General features: G+C 43.3%; 21 protein-coding genes. 17 read left to right on the top strand and 4 right to left on the bottom strand.

Annotated features, from left to right (window positions below):
- Positions 1-15: 15 nt before the first annotated feature.
- From kdpB to KCX82_RS03930, 8 genes are all read left to right on the top strand, one after another.
- Positions 16-2,073: a potassium-transporting ATPase subunit KdpB gene (gene kdpB, locus KCX82_RS03965; protein WP_227017148.1), complete on the top strand. Its 2,058-nt coding sequence runs from the start codon at positions 16-18 to the stop codon at positions 2,071-2,073.
- A gap of 24 nt (positions 2,074-2,097) precedes the next feature.
- A complete protein-coding gene (gene kdpC, locus KCX82_RS03960) occupies positions 2,098-2,661 on the top strand; it encodes a K(+)-transporting ATPase subunit C (RefSeq protein WP_227017147.1) in 564 nt (187 codons plus the stop codon).
- 36 nt (positions 2,662-2,697) lie between these two features.
- Complete coding sequence (locus KCX82_RS03955) at positions 2,698-5,388, top strand: sensor histidine kinase (protein WP_227017146.1); 2,691 nt, start codon at positions 2,698-2,700, stop codon at positions 5,386-5,388.
- A 4-nt stretch (positions 5,389-5,392) separates the two neighbouring features.
- A complete protein-coding gene (locus tag KCX82_RS03950; RefSeq protein WP_227017145.1) occupies positions 5,393-6,133 on the top strand; it encodes a response regulator in 741 nt (246 codons plus the stop codon).
- 138 nt (positions 6,134-6,271) lie between these two features.
- On the top strand, positions 6,272-6,853 hold the full coding sequence (locus KCX82_RS03945) for a TetR/AcrR family transcriptional regulator (RefSeq protein ID WP_227017144.1): 582 nt from the start codon (positions 6,272-6,274) through the stop codon (positions 6,851-6,853).
- Between the two features lie 65 nt (positions 6,854-6,918).
- On the top strand, positions 6,919-7,644 hold the full coding sequence (locus KCX82_RS03940; protein ID WP_405127664.1) for a putative ABC transporter permease: 726 nt from the start codon (positions 6,919-6,921) through the stop codon (positions 7,642-7,644).
- A complete protein-coding gene (locus KCX82_RS03935) occupies positions 7,595-8,128 on the top strand; it encodes an HD domain-containing protein (protein WP_227017143.1) in 534 nt (177 codons plus the stop codon). Before KCX82_RS03940 ends, KCX82_RS03935 begins: the two co-directional genes overlap by 50 nt.
- A gap of 19 nt (positions 8,129-8,147) precedes the next feature.
- Positions 8,148-8,711 carry a phosphohydrolase gene (locus KCX82_RS03930; RefSeq protein WP_227017142.1) on the top strand — a complete coding sequence of 188 codons (564 nt, stop codon included), beginning with the start codon at positions 8,148-8,150 and terminating at the stop codon, positions 8,709-8,711.
- 151 nt (positions 8,712-8,862) lie between these two features.
- Here the strand turns inward: KCX82_RS03930 and KCX82_RS03925 are convergent, their stop codons facing one another.
- On the bottom strand, positions 8,863-9,789 hold the full coding sequence (locus KCX82_RS03925) for a DUF2935 domain-containing protein (RefSeq protein WP_227017141.1): 927 nt from the start codon (positions 9,787-9,789) through the stop codon (positions 8,863-8,865).
- A gap of 231 nt (positions 9,790-10,020) precedes the next feature.
- Between KCX82_RS03925 and KCX82_RS03920 the strand changes: the two genes are divergently transcribed.
- The 9 genes from KCX82_RS03920 to KCX82_RS03880 all read left to right on the top strand — a co-directional run bounded on the left by KCX82_RS03920 (position 10,021) and on the right by KCX82_RS03880 (position 18,675).
- Positions 10,021-10,719 (top strand): HlyD family secretion protein, encoded by a 699-nt coding sequence (locus KCX82_RS03920; protein ID WP_227017140.1) that lies wholly within the window; start codon positions 10,021-10,023, stop codon positions 10,717-10,719.
- 17 nt (positions 10,720-10,736) lie between these two features.
- Positions 10,737-11,840 (top strand): efflux RND transporter periplasmic adaptor subunit, encoded by a 1,104-nt coding sequence (locus KCX82_RS03915; protein ID WP_227017139.1) that lies wholly within the window; start codon positions 10,737-10,739, stop codon positions 11,838-11,840.
- A gap of 2 nt (positions 11,841-11,842) precedes the next feature.
- Entirely contained in the window at positions 11,843-13,579 is a 1,737-nt protein-coding gene (locus tag KCX82_RS03910; RefSeq protein WP_227017138.1) for an ABC transporter ATP-binding protein, read from the top strand.
- Positions 13,572-15,527, top strand: coding sequence for an ABC transporter ATP-binding protein (locus KCX82_RS03905; RefSeq protein ID WP_227017137.1), 1,956 nt, complete (start codon positions 13,572-13,574; stop codon positions 15,525-15,527). Before KCX82_RS03910 ends, KCX82_RS03905 begins: the two co-directional genes overlap by 8 nt.
- Positions 15,520-15,978 carry a MarR family winged helix-turn-helix transcriptional regulator gene (locus tag KCX82_RS03900; protein ID WP_227017136.1) on the top strand — a complete coding sequence of 153 codons (459 nt, stop codon included), beginning with the start codon at positions 15,520-15,522 and terminating at the stop codon, positions 15,976-15,978. Before KCX82_RS03905 ends, KCX82_RS03900 begins: the two co-directional genes overlap by 8 nt.
- Positions 15,979-16,171: 193 nt before the next feature.
- A complete protein-coding gene (locus tag KCX82_RS03895) occupies positions 16,172-16,384 on the top strand; it encodes a C-GCAxxG-C-C family protein (RefSeq protein WP_227017135.1) in 213 nt (70 codons plus the stop codon).
- An 83-nt stretch (positions 16,385-16,467) separates the two neighbouring features.
- Positions 16,468-17,772 (top strand): DVU_1553 family AMP-dependent CoA ligase, encoded by a 1,305-nt coding sequence (locus KCX82_RS03890; protein ID WP_227017134.1) that lies wholly within the window; start codon positions 16,468-16,470, stop codon positions 17,770-17,772.
- Positions 17,773-17,999: 227 nt separating this feature from the next.
- Positions 18,000-18,215 (top strand): helix-turn-helix transcriptional regulator, encoded by a 216-nt coding sequence (locus KCX82_RS03885; protein ID WP_227017133.1) that lies wholly within the window; start codon positions 18,000-18,002, stop codon positions 18,213-18,215.
- Positions 18,202-18,675 carry a DUF6773 family protein gene (locus KCX82_RS03880; RefSeq protein ID WP_227017132.1) on the top strand — a complete coding sequence of 158 codons (474 nt, stop codon included), beginning with the start codon at positions 18,202-18,204 and terminating at the stop codon, positions 18,673-18,675. The genes KCX82_RS03885 and KCX82_RS03880 overlap by 14 nt, the downstream gene beginning before the upstream one ends.
- A gap of 36 nt (positions 18,676-18,711) precedes the next feature.
- Here KCX82_RS03880 and rsgA read toward each other — a convergent pair whose 3' ends face one another.
- The 3 genes from rsgA to KCX82_RS03865 form a co-directional block, all read right to left on the bottom strand.
- The gene (gene rsgA, locus KCX82_RS03875; RefSeq protein WP_227017131.1) at positions 18,712-19,788 is read right to left on the bottom strand and encodes a ribosome small subunit-dependent GTPase A; all 1,077 of its coding nucleotides are present in this window, start codon (positions 19,786-19,788) and stop codon (positions 18,712-18,714) included.
- A 174-nt stretch (positions 19,789-19,962) separates the two neighbouring features.
- On the bottom strand, positions 19,963-20,448 hold the full coding sequence (locus KCX82_RS03870) for a flavodoxin domain-containing protein (RefSeq protein WP_227017130.1): 486 nt from the start codon (positions 20,446-20,448) through the stop codon (positions 19,963-19,965).
- 97 nt (positions 20,449-20,545) lie between these two features.
- On the bottom strand, positions 20,546-20,932 hold the full coding sequence (locus KCX82_RS03865; RefSeq protein WP_227017129.1) for an FMN-binding protein: 387 nt from the start codon (positions 20,930-20,932) through the stop codon (positions 20,546-20,548).
- Positions 20,933-20,941: the final 9 nt, after the last annotated feature.

The following is a 20,941-nucleotide window of genomic DNA, read 5'->3' as shown; positions in this document are numbered from 1 at the left end:
TTGAGGTGATGATAGATGAAAGATAACAGTACCGGCAGAGGCATATTCAAAGATGCCGTACGCCAGTCCTTTGTAAAGCTTGCACCCCGCGTGCAGGCGAAAAATCCCGTAATGATGGTAGTCTATATAGGGGCGATCCTTACAACTGCTCTCTATGTCCTGTCTCTTACGGGAATAAAAGATGAGAATCCGGGATATATCCTAGCCATATCCCTGCTTTTGTGGTTCACGGTTTTATTTGCAAATTTTGCAGAAGCCGTTGCGGAGGGACGAGGGCGCGCGCAGGCAGACAGCCTGCGAAGTGCACGTAAAGATGTAAAAGCAAAAAAATTAAAGTCACCGTCAAACCTGGAAGACTATACCGAGGTGCTGTCCAGCAGCCTGAAAAAAGGTGATATCGTCTATGTAAAAGCAGGGGAACAGATCCCCATGGACGGGGAGGTCATTGAAGGAGCAGCATCTGTTGATGAAAGCGCCATTACCGGTGAATCTGCGCCAGTTATCCGTGAGTCCGGCGGAGATAGAAGCGCTGTTACCGGAGGAACAACACTGGACTCAGACTGGCTTGTTATTCAGATCACCGCAGAGGCGGGGGAGAGTTTTTTAGATAAGATGATCTCAATGGTAGAGGGAGCCTCCAGAAAAAAGACCCCCAATGAGATTGCACTTCAGATTTTGCTTGTCACGCTTACCATCATCTTTCTGGTGGTAACCGCCACGCTGCTTCCTTTTTCAGGTTTTGCAAGCCTTCAGGCAGGATCGGGATCGGCAATTTCCGTTACCAATGTGATCGCTCTTCTGGTCTGTCTGGCACCGACAACCATCGGAGCTCTTCTTTCCTCTATCGGTATTGCGGGAATGAGCCGGCTGAATCAGGCCAATGTTCTGGCAATGAGCGGCCGTGCTATTGAAGCGGCAGGAGATGTGGATGTTCTTTTATTGGATAAAACGGGTACCATTACTCTTGGAAACAGGCAGGCCAGTGAATTTATACCGGTGCAGGGTGTAAGCGAGCAGGAACTCGCCGATGCGGCTCAGCTATCCTCCATTGCCGATGAAACTCCAGAGGGGAGGAGCATTGTAATTCTCGCTAAAGAACGCTTTGGCATCAGAGGCAGGGATTTATCCAAGCTGGGTGCAGCCTTTGTTCCATTTACGGCAAAGAGCAGAATGAGCGGTATCGACTACCAGGGAAATGAAATTCGAAAGGGAGCAGCTGATGCGGTAAAAAAATTTGTGGTTGACAAAGGCGGCGAGTATCCTGAGGAATGTGAGAGGATTGTAAAACAGGTGGCCGGTGAAGGCGGAACGCCTCTTGTGGTTACGAAGAACAACAGCGTTCTAGGCGTTATCTATCTGAAGGATATTGTAAAGAATGGTGTCAAAGAACGTTTTGAAGACCTGCGTAAAATGGGAATCAAGACCATCATGATAACCGGTGACAACCCGATGACAGCCGCCGCAATCGCTGCCGAGGCTGGGGTAGATGATTTTCTTGCCGAGGCAACACCGGAAACGAAGCTGGCATTAATCCGGGAGTATCAGACAAAAGGCCATCTCGTGGCAATGACCGGTGACGGTACCAATGACGCTCCGGCTCTCGCTCAGGCAGATGTGGCAGTGGCAATGAACACCGGTACCCAAGCTGCGAAGGAAGCCGGAAATATGGTGGATTTGGATTCGAATCCCACCAAACTGATCGATATTGTGAGAATCGGAAAACAGCTGTTGATGACACGAGGAGCACTGACTACCTTCAGCGTAGCTAATGATGTAGCAAAATACTTCGCTATTATACCCGTCCTGTTCTTTGGCATTTATCCGCAGCTATCGGCGCTTAACTTTATGGGGCTGACAAGTACCACAAGCGCAATCCTCTCGGCTGTTATCTTCAATGCACTGATCATCGTGGCACTCATACCGTTGGCCTTGAAGGGTGTAAAATATCATGAGATGCCCGCCGGGAAGCTTTTAAAACGAAATATGAGTATCTATGGTCTGGGAGGGATTGCCGCCCCCTTTGCGGCCATTAAACTAATCGATATGCTGCTGACCGTATTGGGTCTCGCATAAAGCAGAGATCATGAGGTGAAGAAAATGATAAAAAAGATTATAAATGGGTTGAGATCGGCATTTTTATGCCTTCTTATCATGACGGTACTCTGTGGTGTTATTTATCCCGGCATTGTAACGGTCATTGCCCAGACTATGTTCCCTAGTCAGGCTGACGGCAGTGTCGTGTCGGTAACGTTACAGGATGGAACCCAGAAAGTTTATGGTTCGTCTTTGATTGCTCAGGAGTTTTCCGATCCCAAATATTTGATCGGAAGGTCCATGGGAACAACCAACCTGTCTCCGGTCAGTGAGGAGCAGGAGAGGCTTGTAGCGGAACGGATTGCGTGGTGGCATTCCCTGGATCCCGATAACAAGAAGGATATCCCTATGGATTTGGTTACCGCATCCGGCAGTGGTGTGGATCCGAATATCTCACCGAGCGGTGCCGCTTATCAAGTGGAACGGATTGCCCGGGAAAGAGGGATCAGCGAGGAGTCCGTTAAAGCGATTATAGCAGAAAATACAGCCGGAAGATTTCTGGGATTTTGGGGTGAACCTTCCGTGAATGTGTTAAATGTTAATTTAGCACTTGATGGATTGCGATAAAGCGAGTATAATAGCTTACCTAGGTGGTGAATTACAATGACTAATCAGGATGATCAACGTCCAAATCCGGATTTACTTTTGGAAAGTATTCGTTCCAATGAAACCTGTAAAAGAGGAAAACTGAAGATTTTCTTAGGCTATGCGGCAGGAGTAGGCAAGACTTATTCCATGCTTGACGATGCACGGGAAAAATTCCAAAGCGGCATTGATGTTGTGGTGGGATATGTGGAGCCTCATGCGCGCCCTGAAACGATGCAATTGCTTGAAGGATTGCCGGCTTTGCCGCCAAAGGTGGTGAAGCATAAAAATATTGAGCTTAAAGAATTTGATCTGGATGCAGCACTTGGCAGGAAGCCCGAATTGATTCTGGTTGACGAGCTGGCACATACCAATGATATTGGCATGCGCAACAGAAAGCGGTACCAGGACATTGAAGAACTCCTCAACGCAGGGATAGATGTTTATACAACGGTAAATATCCAGCACATTGAAAGTCTGAATGATATCGTTCAGGATATCACAAAGGTGGCTGTACGGGAAACCATTCCCGATTATATTTTCGACAATGCCGATACGGTGGAGATTATAGATTTTGTCCCTGACGAATTGTTAAGGCGTTTCGAGGCAGGAAAGGTTTACCGGCCGGCAAGAGCCGAAACCGCCATGAAGAATTTTTTTACCAAAGAGAATCTTCGTCTCCTTCGTGAAATTGCCATGCGAAAAGCGGCGGACAGAATCAGCCATGATAACCAGCTTGAATTCTGTATCGCAAATAAAATGGCAAATGTTAAGCTGCTGGTCTGTGTCAGTGAATCGCCTTCTTCCGCAAAGTCCATACGATGGACTGCGAGAACCGCAGAAGCATTTCATGCACCATGGACGGCTATTTATGTAGATAATATAGGAGGCCGCCTTTTTGACGATGGTGAAAAAAATGATATCCAGGCAAATCTGGACCTGGCAAAGAGGTTAGGCGCTGAAACCGTGCGATTAAACGGTCATGACATTGCGGCTACCATCGCGGAATATGCAAAAATTTCAGGCGTAACCAATATTGTAATCGGTAAAAGCAAAACGAAAAAATCACTGAAAAGCCTGTTTGAAACAGACCTGGAGGATAAGCTCATCTCGTTGCTTCCAAACGTTGAAATTCATATTATTCCGGGAGCGCCGCAAAAACTGTACCGAAAGCAGAAACGAATACGGATCAGAGAAAACCTGTTCTTGTCTTGGCCCGATACCTTGAAAACCATCGGAATTCTCCTGGCAGCTACATTGCTTTCCATGGGACTGCGAGCCGTTGATATCGGCGATCAAAATGTAATCATGGTGTTTATCTTGTCCGTGCTGGTAATTTCAAGGATTACGATGGGGCATCTTTATGGAATGGTGGCATCTGTACTGAGCGTACTTTTGTTTAACTTTTTCTTTACAGTTCCCTTTTATACTTTTAATGCAATACAGCCGGGCTATCCGATAACCTTTGTGATTATGTTCCTTGCAGCATTTATTACAAGTACACTCACTGTCCGGATAAAAACACAGGTACGTCTTTCCGTGGAAAGGGAGCATCGTACAAGAGTGCTCTATGAAATCAATAAAAAGCTTCTGGTAACCAGAGGGCTTGAAAATATAGTAACGCTGACAAACGAATATATTACGAAAATCTTTGACCGATCAGTAATTTTTTACACTCAGGATCCTGAGGATAGCTCTACAGGGGTTCTCATGCAATCACCTTCAGATTCGGAAGCCTCTTTCCTGCTTAAGGATGATGAGAGAGCCGTAGCGCATTGGGTATTCCTGAATAAAAAACGGGCAGGTGCGGGTACGGATACCCTGATGGGGGCCGGCGCTTACTATATGCCGATCATTTCACAGGGCAAAGTACTTGGTGTAATCGGTATTTCCTGCGCCAACGGCAAGCTTGACCAAAACAGCCGCTTGTTTTTGCGAATGCTGACCTCTCAGGTGGCCATGGCTTTGGAGCGTCAATCCTTGTCGGATGAGCAAAGACGAATCGTCATAGAATCGGAAAAGGAAAAAATGAGAAGCAATTTGCTTCGTGCCATATCCCATGATTTGAGGACACCTCTTACCGGTATTTTGGGGGCTAGTTCCGCAATCCTTGAAAATGGTGATAATTTAGATAAGCACACTCATGACGAATTAATTTCCAATATAAAAGAGGACTCCCAATGGCTCATTCGTATGGTGGAAAATCTCCTGTCGGTTACCCGTATCAATGAGGGAACCATGAACGTTGCGAAATCCCCTGAGGCTGTGGAAGAAATTGTTGCGGAAACCCTCAGCAGAATTCGAAAAAGGTTTCCGAATCGGAAAATTTCTGTGAAAGTGCCGGATGAGTTACTGATGGTTCCAATGGATGGAACCTTAATAGAACAAGTACTCATTAATCTTCTCGAAAATGCGATCAAGCATTCGCCGGAGGAATCGGCTGTTGAGCTGGAAGTGAAGAAGGAAAGAAAATTTGCCGTCTTTGAAGTACGTGACAATGGAGAGGGTATCGCAGAGCAGGATTTCCCTTACTTGTTTGAGAGTTATGTGCCAAACGGAAAACGCAGTTCTGATTCCTCAAGAGGAATGGGAATCGGCCTTTCTATTTGCATGTCCATCATTAAAGCGCATAACGGAAAAATGGAGGCCGCCAACAGAAAAGAAGGAGGAGCTGTCTTCCTGTTTAAACTGCCTTTAGAGGGGAAGTGAGCAAATGAATAAGAATCCGCTGGTTCTCATTGTTGAAGACGAAGAAGCCATCTGCAGTTTTATTTCTGCAGTGCTGGTTTCCAATGATTTTAATGTTATGAAAACAGCTAAAGGAAAAGATGCCATTTCTCTGACCGCTTCGCATAGTCCGGATTTGATACTGCTGGATCTTGGCTTGCCGGATATGGATGGGATAGAAGTATTAAAGACAATCCGGCAGTGGTCTGCAATCCCGGTAGTGGTGGTTTCTGCCCGGGGCTATGAACGGGAGAAAGTGGAAGCGCTGGATTTGGGGGCAGACGATTATATTACCAAACCCTTCGGCACATCGGAAATGTTGGCAAGAATCAGAACAGCACTGCGTCATAGTCAAAAAGCGATGAACGATAATCAACCGGATTCGGAAAAAATAAGCGTCGGGGATCTGGAGATCAATTATGAGAAAAGGCTTGTACTCCTTGCGGGGGAAGAAGTCCATCTAACCCCGATAGAATATAAGATCATGGTTTTACTTTCCAAGTATATCGGAAAGGTGCTTACCTATGACTTTATCATAAAAGAAGTCTGGGGGCCCTATGCAAATGAGATACAGGCTTTACGGGTAAACATGGCCAATATTCGAAGAAAGCTGGAGGTAAATCCGGCAGAGCCGAGATATATTGTAACGGAAGTAAGCGTAGGGTACCGTATGGTAGAGGAAGTAGATAAATTCCATCAGCATACAGTGGGCAAAAAAGGGTACTAAAAATAGATTCCTAGATTTGACATGGCAAGAATTGGTATGATAAAATTAATTCGTACGTATGTACGAATTAATTTTTTATTATGAAGGAGATATTGCTGAAAGCGATATTGTCGGAATATCAAAGAAAGGGTGTCTGTTATGGGAACTCTCGCCTCAAAGGCAAATCAATCACAGAAAATACTATGGACAGCATTTCATTGCCTATCGTCAAAAGGCTATGCGAATGTCTCCATGCGGGATATCGCCGAGGAAGCAGGGGTTGCTCTAAGTCAGCTGAACTATCATTTTAAAACCAAGGAAGGCCTGTATATGGAAGTAATTCGGATGATGATGCAGCAATTTCTCCTGGAAGTTGACGAAGAACTGAAGTCTGTTGCCGATTCAAAGGAAAAGATCGGGTCACTCATCGGATATTTTAACAGGCTGTTGAGAAAAAGAACCGAACTATTCCGGTTGTTTCTTGATTTTACGGCCCAGTCTATATGGGTTCCCAATTTTAAATCCTTATTAAAGGAACTGTTTCAAAATTTGTCAGAAATCATTGAGAAACATATCCTGACAGATGAAAACATGAACGGCAGGAGAGAGCAGTATTCTCCGAAGTCCTTATCAAAGCTCATATTAGGGGCCCTGTACGGTACATCCGTACAAATCCTGCTTGAATTTGAAGAGGAACATGATTTTGCATCGTTAGATTTGGTAGAAATGATTGTAACATAATGGATATTCACAACATACTAAAATGTAGAAAACACTGAAACAAATAACGCTTAGGGGGGCTAGAGATGATGGAATATGTTACATATATGATTTTACTTTTTTCCGTTTATTCTTTTTTGGGTTGGCTGCTGGAATCGATATTTGCGACGGCCTGTGAAAAGAAATTCATCAACAGGGGATTCCTTACCGGCTGTTTTTGCCCGATTTACGGATTTTCCGCCGTTCTTATCGTGCAGTCCTATGAGTGGGTCAACAATGCTTTTCATGGATATTTTCAGTCTCAATTTGTCATCATACTAATGGCAATCTTTTCGGTGACCGCATTAGAGTTTGTAACCGGATTTCTCCTGGAAAAATTTTTTCATTGCAAGTGGTGGGACTACAGCAGCAATGCCCTGAATATCAAAGGGTATATCTGCATCAAATATTCGCTGCTATGGGGCTTGCTAGGCTCCTTATTGGTTCAGATTGTGCATCCGGAAGTTTCTGCAGTTCTTTCCGAGATTCCGGTATCTGTCCAGAGGGATTTGTCCATCTTGCTTGTGATCTACTTTCTGGCGGATATCATGAAATCCGTAGCCGGCGCATTGGATTTGAGAAAGGTCCTTCTGAACTATTCTCAAATTCCGGTGGATAAATATTACGAAAAGATCATTCAATATGAACGGCTGTTTTTTGCTTTCCCAAGGTTATTGATCCTGAATGCCGGTATTATAAACAGAGATATAAGGAGTATACTCAGTGAGCAGATTGATAAAATCAAAATGGAATTCAAGAGCAGGTTCCTGTAGTGTTAAGGAATATAAAAAATATATCGCTGAATTGATTGAAGATGAAACGGTACGCTCCATGGATCATTTTAAGCACCATGGCCGCACCTCCTGTCTGCTGCACAGCCTGAACGTATCCTTCTACAGCTATCTGATCTGCAGAACCCTGGGCTTGAACTATATCGCGGCAGCCAGAGGGGGGCTACTGCATGATCTTTTCCTTTATGACTGGCATTGCACGAAAACGGAGAAGGGGTTGCACGGCTTTACCCATCCTCATGTGGCTTTGAAAAATGCCCTGAGCCTGTTCCCCTTGAATGAATTGGAAAAAGATATCATTGTAAAACACATGTGGCCCCTGACATACAAGATGCCCAGGTACAGGGAATCCCTGATCGTAGCCATGGTTGACAAATACTGTGCCTGCGTGGAAAGCCTGGGTCTTTCCATTCCTCCCGGCACTTATAGAAGGATCATCGGAACCATGGATAAAACTGAAAGATAAAAGAAAGGTTGTGACACTGATGGCAGAAGACAAAAATGAAGACTTTATTATTACCTATTCAAAGCTGAAATTTTCACCAATTGCAGGAAAAGCCGAACATATTGACGTGATTGATATTGCACATGCTTTATCCCTGATGTGCAGAGCAAACGGCCATATAAAGCATTTTTACAGCGTAGCGCAGCATTCCTTAAACTGTGCTTTGGAGGCAAAGGTCAGGGGCTTGCCGGATCGGATACAGCTTGCCTGCCTGCTCCATGATGCCAGTGAAGCCTATTTGTCGGATATTACACGTCCGGTAAAAAGGAGTCTTCCTAAATATATGGAGTATGAAGACGTTCTGCAGACTGTTATATACCGGAAATTCTTCACAGAGGATCTGACTGAACGGGAACTTTTATACGTGAAGGGAATTGATGATGCCATGCTGTATTATGAATTGCTGGAGCTTATGGATGAACCAATTTTCGCAAAAGCACCGGAGCTGCAGAGCCTTCCGGACTTTCGTCAAAGGGAGTTTCAGGAAGTAGAGAAGGAGTTTATTCGATTGTTTGATTCACTATTTAATAAATCAACTCTATAGCTTTCTTTGATATTCCGTCCATACCGCTGAAAGCGATATGGACGGAATCATAAAAAAGATTGAGAGGTTCAATCATGCACCTCTCAATTTATTTAAAAATATGAAGATCGAATAGAAATGTTTTATCTGATAAATGAAGGTAATTAAAAAACTATCTTCTATAGGATTCAAGTAAACGTAAATAGTGATTTGCTTCTCTGAGTGTGTGGTCACCTAATAAAGGGATAATAATTGACTTTACCTTACACTCAAGTATTCCCTGAGTACCCTGAGCCTTAAAGTCACGAATCGCTCTAGTGGCTGTCAGACTTTCACTGGTAACTTGAGACAAAGGCAATGTACGATCCATAGCCCTTCTTGCTTCTTCCGTGAGCTGGTCAAATTCATATCCGAAATTATTTGCTAAAATAATCAAATCATTTTCCGTTGGATCTAATAAACCACGGATAAATAATGAATGTTCTGCCATGATTCTATTCCAGAATAATTCCTGTTCTAAAGCCTCTTGCTCTAAATTAAAATCTTCCTGGTTTTGTAATCTTTGAATTAATGTAAAATAGAATTTTGCTTCTCTTAATATGTGATCAATCAAGAGCGGATAATTAACAGTAAACAATTTACAGGATAGTACGTTGGACAGGAGCTTTGTCTTGAAATCAATAAGACCCTCCAGTAAATCCATTGCCCTATGATTCAGCATATATACTTTTTGAATAAACGCATTGTTAATATCTCTACAATGATCAGCAGCAGCCATTAGATTTTTTTCTTCTTCTGTAAGAGATGTTTGAATTCTTATACCTGTATAATATGCAGATGCTTTTTCCGCAGCAAGTGTATACTGAGTTATTACCTCTCCGGAATGAAGAACTTCCGGACTAACGATGCCATTGGATAATGTAATGGCTTCTTCTAATAAGCTGTCAAAGCCCTTTCTAAAATCATCTGCTTGCTCAGATAAGATACTGTCTTTTGGTGTAAAACCAATTTCTAAAAAGAAAGAGTGTTCTTTCATAATTCTGGCAAAAAAAAGATGTGTTTCTAAAGATTGCCTAATATATTCCAAACTTGATAACACACGAAACCTCCTTTAAAAAGTTTTTAGTACATAATATTAAGTTCTCATTTTTATGTTACTTCAGAGATTGGCATTTTTAAAAGGGACATTCATTATTAAGAAATTCTCTTGACAAATAATATTATAAAACTATAATAGTTATGTGAGTATAATAGTTATTCAAATATAAATATTATATATTCAAAAATAATCTGACAAAGAATGAAATCAAAGTTTAAAGGAGAAACATCTATGGAAAAAGCAAAAAAAATATTGATTCCTGCAGTCATTGCATTGATTCTCATTGGCGGCAGCATCGGCGGATATTTCATCTATGAGTCGATAAATTACTTTAAAACCAACAATGCATCTGTCTCTGCCAACATGGTCAATGTAATGCCGCTGCTGTCGGGCACGATCTCAAGCTGGGAAGTGAGAGAGGGAGAGGATGTCAAGCAGGGACAGCTGCTGGGAAAACAGGATTTGTCATCTATGGTAAACAGCAGCAAGATCGATCAGAACGCCCTTGAAAACTCAGCAGATTCTATCCTGTCAAAGGCAGAAATCAAGGCTCCCATCGATGGAAAAATCGTTCAGTCCAATGTGATCAAGGGGGTAACTGCATCAGCCGGTTCCACCGTTGCTGTGGTAGCCGATACTTCGGATCTTTTCATCAAGGCTAACGTAGAAGAAACAGATATTTTTAAAATCAAGGAAGGTCAAAGGGTCAAAATTAAAATTGATGCCTATCCGGGGAAAAACTTTACAGGATATGTAGAATCAATCGGAGCCGCAACTCAAAATGCTTTCTCGCAATATGCATCACTGAATACCAGCGGAACTTACAGCAAGGTGACACAGCTGATCCCGGTACGGATTACGCTGATCAATGATGAAGAACTTCCTATGGTGATCGGCATGAACGCTACCGTAAAAATCAGCATTAAATAAGGAAAGGAACTGGTAATATGAAATACACAGCAAAAATAACCGTAATGCTTCTGGCAGCAGCAATGGTACTTGTGCTTCCCGGGTGCAGCGGTGACAGCGGAGAAATGAAAGTAAAGACAGAAGTCGTTAGAACCGGTCAGATCGAAGCCGCTTTTACCATCACAGGCGCTGTTGTTCCGGCTCAAACCGCAGAGATCTCCGCTCCTTTCATGGGGAAAGTGGCAGAAGTGAATGTTGAGGAAGGAGATTCCGTCTCCCAGGGTCAAATTCTTGCCAGAATGGATGATTCTCAGCTGAACACTCAGATGATGCAAGCCGCAGCTGCCTATCAGGGCACTCAGAATACCCAAACCCAGGCAAAAATCAATTTGGACAATGCTTCAAGAACCTTGGAAAGAACAAAGAGTCTTTACGCAGAGGGAGCCGTTGCGAAGACACAATTGGAGGCAGATCAAAAGGCATATGATCTTGCAAAAAACCAATATGAGTCCAGCATTTCTTCCCAGGCTAATGCGGCCAAGGCCTCGGTGGATACTATCAGAGTTCAGATTGAAAATGCTTCCATTAAGAGTCCCATCGCCGGAGTTGTATTAAATAAAAATATTACGGCAGGTGAGAACGCTGCAGTGGGCAGTACGATGCTGACGATAGCGGATATGAGTGTTTTGAAGCTGAAGGGTACGGTACCCCAAAATGCACTTCCCTACATAAAGAAGGGAGACCTGGTGGAGTTGACCATTGATATCTATCCTGACCGCAGCTTTCAAGGGAGAATTGAAACCATTGGCTCCATGTCGGTGAGTACAGGGACTTATTTTCCGGTAGAAATCCGTTTGGAAAATACCGAAAATTTCGCATCGGGTTTATCCGCTCATGCAGAGATAAAGGCAAAAGGGGTTTCTCATATGGTGGTACCTTCTTCCTCAGTCGTAGAAAATAATGGGGAAAGCTATCTCTTTGTAATAGAGGATGGCATTGCCAAAAAGAAAATGGTTATTACCGGATTGAAAAATGACAGCGAGATAGAAATTCTAAAAGGTTTGAACGGCAATGAGTCGGTAGCGATAACAAATGCGAATCATTTATTTGATAGTATGCCGGTTCAAATCGCGAACGAATAGATATGTTTAAGATATTAAAAAATTTAAAACCATTTTCTACGATGATTTTTTTCATATTATTGTTCATATTCGGGCAAGCCATGGCAGAGCTGGCTTTGCCGACATTGATGTCCGATGTGGTCAATAACGGGATGATGCAGGGGGATACCGGATATATCCTCACATACGGCGGCTATATGCTGCTGGTAGCCTTAGGCAGCTCGCTGTGCTCAATTATAGGCGCATTTTTCTCGGCCAAGGTTGCACTGGGTGTTGGAAAAAATCTGAGGGATATGGTATTTACCCGGGTGGAAAATTATTCACTCCATGAATTCGATAAACTGGGAACGGCTTCCCTGATCACCAGAACCACCAATGACATTGTTCAAATCCAGACGGTTCTGGTTATGATGCTCCGCTTTATGATCTATGCACCGGTAATGTGCATCGGCGGAATTGTTATGGCAGTATCCAGGGATAAGGGGCTGACGGTGATTCTGCTGGTGGTTATCCCTGTTTTGTTGGCATTTATGGGAGCGGTCTCTCTGGCCGTGATGCCGCTATTTAAATCCATGCAAAAGAAGCTGGATCGGCTGAATATGGTCCTTAGAGAAAATCTGACAGGAATCCGGGTCATCAGGGCTTTCAATAAGCTGAACCATGAACATAACCGATTCAAGGATGCCAATGGGGATCTGACCAATACGGCCATCAAGGCAAATCAAACCATGGCGGTGATTCAACCGGTGATGATGCTTCTATTGAATGTGACGTCCATTGCCATTACCTGGTTCGGAGGCTGGAGGATCGCCCAGAACAACATGCAGATCGGTGATATGATGGCATTTATCCAATACGCCATGCAGATTATGTTCTCCTTTGTCATGGTAGCGGTGATGTTTGTAATGATACCAAGGGCTCAGGCTTCTGCGGAACGTGTCAATGAAGTCCTGGAAATGGAACCGGAAATTCTGGATCCTGAAGAGAGGAGGCCGTCTGGCGGTAAAACCGGATTTGTGGCCTTTGAGAATGTTTCCTTTTATTATCCGGGAGCAGAGCAGCCGGCATTATCCAATATTACCTTTGAGGCAGGGCCTGGCGAGGTTACGGCTATTATAGGGGGAACCGGCTCCGGAAAATCCACTTTGATCAATATGATACCCAGATTTTATGATGCAAGCCAGGGGGCCGTTTTTGTGGACAGCATCAATGTAAAGGATTTCTCCCAGGAGGAGCTTCGCAATAAGATTGGATTTGTACCGCAGTCAGCAGTCTTGTTTTCCGGCAGCATTACGGAAAATCTCAGCTATGGAAAGATGAATGCCACTGAAGAAGAAATCTGCCATGCAGCAGAGATCGCGCAGGCTTCCGACTTCATTGCGGATATGCCCGACGGCTTTGATACGATCATTGCCCAGGGGGGCACCAATGTATCCGGAGGACAAAAACAACGGCTTTCCATTGCCAGGGCTTTGGTCAGAAAACCGGAGATCTATATCTTTGACGACAGCTTTTCAGCACTTGATTTTAAAACAGATGCAAAGCTCCGGGCTGCCTTAAAAAATGAAACCGGGAATGCGGCGGTGATTATTGTGGCACAAAGAGTCAGTACGGTTATGGATGCAGATCAAATCCTGGTTCTCGACGATGGAGAACTGGTTGGGATGGGCACCCATAAAGAACTTTTGCAAAGCTGTCAGGTTTACAGAGAAATTGTATCGTCCCAGCTTTCTGAAGAGGAGATGAATACTTATGAGTGATGAAAAAAAACAGCCAGTGAAAAGCCCCATGGGGGGAGGTCCCATGGGAGGCGCCATGGGAAGGCCCACTGAGAAGGCGAAGGATTTTAAAGGAACCCTGAAGCGGCTGGTCCGTTATCTGGAGCCTCAGAAAATGCGCTTTTTCGCAGTTGGGATACTAGCCGTCGTCAGCACTGTTTTTTCTATCTTCGGACCGAAGGTGCTGGGAAAAGCGACAACGAAAATCGCTGATGGAGTAATTGCTCAATATGCGTATATTGCAAAGATTCAGGCCGCTGTCAGTCAGCATGCGCCGGAACCTGTCATAGATGGATTGAGAAAATCGCCGATTCCTCTTTTTGACTTCGGCTATATCGGCAGGATCATGATCCTGATGATCTTTCTGTATGTCATCAGCTGTCTGTGCAGCTATGCCATGTCCTTTATCATGTCAGGGGTTTCACAGAGAACGGTTTTTATCATGCGAAATGAAGTAAAGGAAAAATTGGATCGGCTGCCGCTAAAATACTTTGACGGCAGAACCCATGGAGAAATTCTAAGCCGTGTAACCAATGACATGGATAACATTGCCACAACACTGCAGCAGAGCTTGACACAGCTTATCACGTCCCTGGTTACGATTATCGGGATTTTGATCATGATGCTGTCTATCAGCCCGCTGATGACTTTGATTGCCTTGGTTACGCTGCCAGCTTGCGGTATTTTGACAGTATTCATAGCTAAAAAATCTCAGATATTTTTTGCCCGTCAGCAAAAATCTCTGGGAGAATTAAACGGCCATGTTGAAGAAATGTATACGGGGCATAAAATCGTAAAGGTCTTTGGACACGAAAAGGAATCCATTGAGCAGTTTCGCAGGATCAATGAGCAGCTCTACCATGCAGGATGGAAAGCCCAATTCATGTCTGGTGTCATTATGCCGGCACTGAACTTTGTGAATAATCTCGGTTATGTTTTCATCTGTATCATAGGAGGTCTGCTGGTGGCAAAAAAGGCCATTGAAATCGGCGACATTCAGGCTTTTATTCAGTACATGCGTCAATTTACCCAGCCCATCGTTCAAACTGCCAACATCGCCAATATTATTCAGGGAACCATCGCAAGTGCGGAGAGAGTTTTCGAGGTACTGGATGAGGAAGAGCAGATCCCGGACCCCGTTGATAACGTAAGAATTGAAAAAGGGAACATAACGGGAAAGGTTGATTTTGAGCACGTAAGCTTCCGATACAAAGAGGATGTTCCTCTTATCGAGGATATGAATATTCACGTAAATCCCGGACAAATGATAGCCATCGTCGGACCTACAGGGGCAGGAAAAACAACCATGATCAACCTGCTGCTGCGGTTTTATGAATTAAACGGGGGGCGGATCACCATTGATGGTATCGATATAACAAAGATGACGAGAGGGGATCTCCGGGGATTGTTCGGCATGGTGCTTCAGGATACCTGGCTTTATAAAGGAACGATCCTGGAAAACATCGGTTACGGTCTGGAAAATCCCGATCCGGAAAAAATTATAGAAGCAGCAAAAGCTGCTCATGCGGATCATTTTATTAGATCTTTACCCCTGGGATATGATACAATATTAAATGAAGAGGCATCCAATATATCGCAGGGTCAGAAACAGCTCATAACCATTGCAAGAGCGCTTCTTGCCGATCCCCCGATTTTAATCCTTGATGAAGCCACCTCCAGCGTTGATACGAGAACAGAAGCGCTGATACAAAAAGCGATGAAAAGCCTGATGGAGGGACGTACCAGCTTTGTTATCGCTCACCGCCTGTCTACCATTAAAAATGCAGACTTGATTCTGGTGATGAAAAACGGCACTGTCATCGAGCAGGGAACCCATGATGAGCTGATGAAACGGAAGGGTTTTTATGAGGACCTCTATAACAGCCAATTTGCAAAGCGTTTCGATGCTAAGGAGGAGGAAAATGAGTAAGGAATTAATACGATCTATCAGTGATTTGCTCATGAAATTACGCTTTTTAGTAGGAGCACACTTTATCAAACCTATTCGGGAAATGGAGAAAACCACCAACTATCCGCCTGGATTTATTCATGTAATGCGCTGGATCCTGTCAAAAGGCAATAACCCCGTTTCCATGTCGGACCTGGCAGTGTCGGCATGCATCTCAAAGCCAAATTTGACAACCATGATGGATCGGCTTTATCAGGATGGATTGATTGAACGAACTGCAGATAAAAACGACAGGAGAATTGTAAACGTTTCATTAACCCAAAAGGGTGTTGATTTCCTTCATGAACATAAGGCAGTATTAGCAAAATACGTTGAAGATCGATTGACTGTATTGGAAGAAGAGGACTTGATAAAATTGAAAAGGGCTCTTGAGGATATCACGGACGTCATTCGGAAGATGGGTCATAAATAAGGAGCGGCAACGGTTAATGTGCTTTCTTTGATATTCCTATATAAATGATGAAAATAAATAAAAAATAAAAAAATGCACCTCAACAGGCAATAGGAAACTGCCTGTTGAGGTGTTTTTCTGTTTAAGATGGGGATAGAAAGCATTTTCTATTGTATCAATTATATATCTTATAGAACTGTCAGTTATTGGGAGCATGGATGATGAATATATAACGTGGTTTGAAGAACTGTTTCAGAGTACGGAATGCATCGATATTATCGGTGTTTGCAGATTCTTCGATGATGACGGAAATACGGATTATATGATAAAATGTGGTGATGTTTTACTTAAGAGCTATGAAAAGGTTCGTGAGATATTAGAGAATCATAATCATGAATTCGGGAACAGAGATAAATCTGAAGTATAGCTTATTGCAGAGCGCTGGGGAGCAAACCTTACAGAGATGTGGGGAACAAACCTTACAGTCTCGTTTGGAAATGAGGAATCAATATGAGAACCACACCTCTTGAAAGCTGGATCGTAGACAGGACCGGCATCTTGGAGAGAAGCAGAGAAAAATTGGAAGCTTATCAATTAGTCAGGATACGGGAAATGATAAATCATGCAAAGAAAAATAGTATCTATTACAAAGAAAAGCTGAAAGACCTTCATGAAGATGATATAAAAACATTAAAAGATCTTCAGCGTTTGCCGTTCACATTTCCCCGGGATATCAGCTGTAATCCCTTTGACTTCCTTTGTGTACCACAGCATGAAGTAAAAAGAATCGTAACGTTGAATACTTCCGGTACAACCGGTGATGGAAAAAGAATATTTTTCACGGAAGAAGATCTAAATCTAACGGTTGATTTTTTCAAATTCGGTATGAGCTGTTTAACAGATAACAAAGATCGTGTACTGGTTCTTCTTCCGGGAAGCTCCTACGGCAGTATCGGAGATTTATTGCAAAAAGCATTATCAATGTCAAAGACAGAATGTGTGGTTCATGGAGTCCTTACAGATACGGAAGAGGTTGCAAAGTGTATTGAAGAAAAGGACATCAACTGTATTGTAGGGATCCCTCTGCAGATTCTATATCTAAGCAGAGCAAAAAGAGAATTATTTAAAAGAAGAATTAAAAAAGTATTGTTAAGTACGGATTATGTACCTTCCATATTGGTACAGGAGTTGGCACGCTATGGGTGCAGCGTCTTTACCCATTACGGGATGACGGAAATGGGATACGGAGGAGGCGTGGAGTGTGAAGCCTTGAATGGGTATCACATGAGGGAAGGTGATTTGTATTTTGAAATCGTTCACCCTGATACTGGGAAGGCTGTTGAAAACGGACAATACGGAGAAGTAGTGTTTACCACCTTGAATAGACAGGCCATGCCTTTAATCAGATATAGAACAGGAGATATCGCCTCCTTTTCATCGAAAGCTTGTTCTTGCGGCACCTTTCTGAATACCATGAATAAAGTTCTGGGAAGGCTGAATAACCGGGTCGTATTACAAGAAAACCAGTTTCTCTACTTGAGAGAACTGGATGAAATCGTGCTGTCCTTTGAAGAAGTGATGGATTATAAAGCCAGTATGGACACGAATGAAAATCTGGTTTTGGAATTGGCGGTACAGGATAAAGAGGTTTTTCGGAGGATAGAGGGAAAAGCAGCCCGCAGGATAAAGGAAGCTCTCCAGTATAAGCTTGGATACGAACCGGAGATAAAGGTTTTATTTAACGGAGAAGGGAAACCGACTCAAATAACCAATAGTATGATCAAAAGAAAAATTTACGATCATCGGAAAGGGTGATGAAAGATGAGCGATATTGACCACTTCAAAAGGAGACTTTTGATTTGCAAATAGGAAGTTTACTTTACAATTCACCTTGAATGCAAGGATGTGTAAAGTTAATTATAATATATGTAAAATATAATTGACATTATATCGCATATATGATACTGTGAATGCAGGGTGAATACAGAAATGCGAGGACATGCCGAAAATAAGATAATGTATAAGTAAAATGAGGTGGTAGTTTGGGAAAAAATTTGAGGCTGAAATCAGCACGGGCAGCCAAGGATATGTCTCAAAAGGACATAGCCGACGCCGTAGGAGTCACGAGACAGACGGTAAATGCTATAGAAAACGGGGATTATAATCCCTCGATTAATCTATGTATTGCAATTTGTAAAGTATTGGGGAAGACCCTTAATGATATCTTTTGGGAGGATGAGAGCAATGAAAAAAAATAACTTGGATGAAATGCAGATGCAGAGGAGAGATAAAATCGGAAACCAGTCTTTTCTTCTTTTACTGTATCTTTTATTGATTGATACAGGACTTTACGGTTTTGGATTCCGCTGGATTGCATATCCGGCCAATATCGTGATCCTGTTAACGGTATGTTCCGGTATTTATGTGATCCGCTTGATTAAGGGAAATGCCTATGTAGGCCCCGTCTCGATGAACCGGAAATCAACTTCAGCAACAGCTTCTATTGTAATAGGTGCTATAGCAGCCGGAGCCTGTGCGGCCGTTACGGTGTTTATACTTTCCAGATACCAGCCTGATTTGACTGCCGGCAGTCCGGCGGGCGGGGGACTGAAGGATGCGGGAGCTCCAATCCTTTTTCTTGTTCCCGCAATCGCTCTGATTATTGCGGGCATTACGGCCGCAATCAGAAGAATACAGAATAAGAAGGATGATGAATAGAGAAAGGCTGCCCGTGACGGGCAGCCTTCAGCATGCTTATCTTTTATGCTTGTTTTTTACATATTTCATGGTCTGCTTCATTTCACCTTTGCTTCCAAACATTCTTTTGATTTTTTCCTGTTCCAGCTGCCGGGAGTTCAAACCTTCATATCCAAGTTCTTTTTGCAGTTTTTGATAGCTTTCAAAGCGTTCCCTGGAAATGATCCCTGTCTCGATTGCTTTTCTAAGAGCGCATCCCGGCTCTGTCGTATGAGAACAGTCCCCATACTTGCACTGGGAAGCAAGCTCTTCGATCTCTTCAAAGGTTTTGGAGAGATTACCGGATTCCAGCTGTAATTCCCTCATTCCCGGTGTGTCGATGACAACACCGCCGTCCGGCAGCAGAAGTAATTGCCGGTGAGTAGTGGTATGCCGGCCTCTGTCGTCTTCTCTGATTTCCTTTGTCGCCAGAACCTCACGGCCCATAAGCCTGTTGATTAATGTGGATTTTCCAACGCCGGAAGAACCGATAAACGCGATGGTACTGCCTGTTTTGAGATAGGGGAGGATGCTTTCATAGCCGTTTTCCTCCATACCTGAGCAGACAACCACATCAGAACCCGCACTGACCGCTGCAATTTCCGAAAGCCGCAGGCTAAGATCATTGCATAGATCAGATTTTGTGAGAACGATTACCGGTACAGCCATACTGTCCCAGGCCACTGTCAGATAACGCTCCAAACGCCGGAGATTAAAGTCGGCATTCAGTGACATGCAGATGAACAAGATATCAATGTTTGCGGCCACAATCTGAATGGTTTGGGAGGTACCCGCCGCCTTTCTCTCAAAGACGCTCTTTCTGCGCAGAATCTTATGAATCACAGCATTCCCGGAATCATCTCTCTGCCTGTCAATCATGACCCAGTCACCTACCGCCGGATAGTCAGCGGCATCGTAGGCTTCATAGGCAAGCTTTCCTGAAACACCGGCATTCAATTCTCCCTCTTCACAGATTACTTTGTATAGATCTCGGTGCTGTTCACTGACTCTGGCCAGAAAAAGTTCCTCATACATAGTGGCTTCCTGTTCAAAACGTTCTGTCAGACCATATTTTTTTAAGTTTCTATATTCCATTTTTTCCTCCAAAATTTCGTGCTTTTGATTTTACTTTTTTGGAGGGTAGCAAGTTTAATGAACTTTAACGCCCTCCATTAAACCTACAATGGCCGCATTTTTTTGAATTTTCATAAAACAAGTCTCCTTTCCCGTCTTTCTTGGGCATATTATTTGAATTTTGCCCTTATTCTATTATTTTACCACTTCATCCATGAAATTTGCAAATTCCTTTATCATATCTTCCCGGATATTTGAAGTGTCTCCCGTAATTTTCGAAACCTTTTTTACGATGGTTCTCTCCATAAAATTCATTTTTTTAAAGTCGAACATTCCGCCGAAGTTGCTTTTGACAACGGCTATATCCAATAACTCTTTTGGAAAAGAGGTTTCCAATTGCTTTTCGGCAGTTTCTCCTTCTCCCATACAGCAAATGAAAAGACCAAGTTTTTTCTTCTTCAGCAGCTCCAAATTCTGATTGCAGAACTCAGAAACTTCTTTCTGTATCTTTCCCATATAGATGGATCCGCCGATAATGATATTGTCGTATAGCGTGAGCTCCGGAACCTTTTTGCTTTTCAGCGAGTAAAGATCAACGGAACCTTGCAGCTGACCGGAAAGCTTTTCTGCACAAAGCTCTGTACAGCCATGTTTGGTTGAATAGATCACAAGTGTTTTCATTTTTATTTCCTATTCCTTTCTTTTGGCTTTTCGCCGGTTTTGATCCGATCACAAATTTTTTCGTTTACACCGGACTTGTTGGGCGATCCTTTAAATCTTAACGATTCAATGCATTTTCAATTGATTTTAAGTAAGCTTTACAAGTTACTGTGGATCCTGAGACGGCATCTATGGCCGTTGTCTGTTCCTGTATAACACGGCTGATCAACTCACCGGTTACCTCCGGCTTTGGAAAACGGACGTCTTTTACAACTTCTATTTCTGATATCTGCTGATTGGTAATCGTAACGTTCACCTCGTTGGACCAACGTCCACCGTCATAGATTCCATGGTATGTTCCGTCCGAAAGGGAAGGGGGATCGACGCCGTTCAGAGCCAGATTCTGTCCTTCTTCCAGTCCTCGGCTGATATAGAATATTCCTCCGGCGCAAATGACTGCAATTAAGATCAATATGGAAGCTGCTATTTTCAGTAATCTTTTCATTGGAAACCT

Origin of the sequence: Sinanaerobacter chloroacetimidivorans, assembly GCF_018128545.1 — a bacterium.
Taxonomy (GTDB): domain Bacteria; phylum Bacillota; class Clostridia; order Peptostreptococcales; family Anaerovoracaceae; genus Sinanaerobacter; species Sinanaerobacter chloroacetimidivorans.
This window is presented reverse-complemented; position numbering and strand designations above follow the sequence as displayed.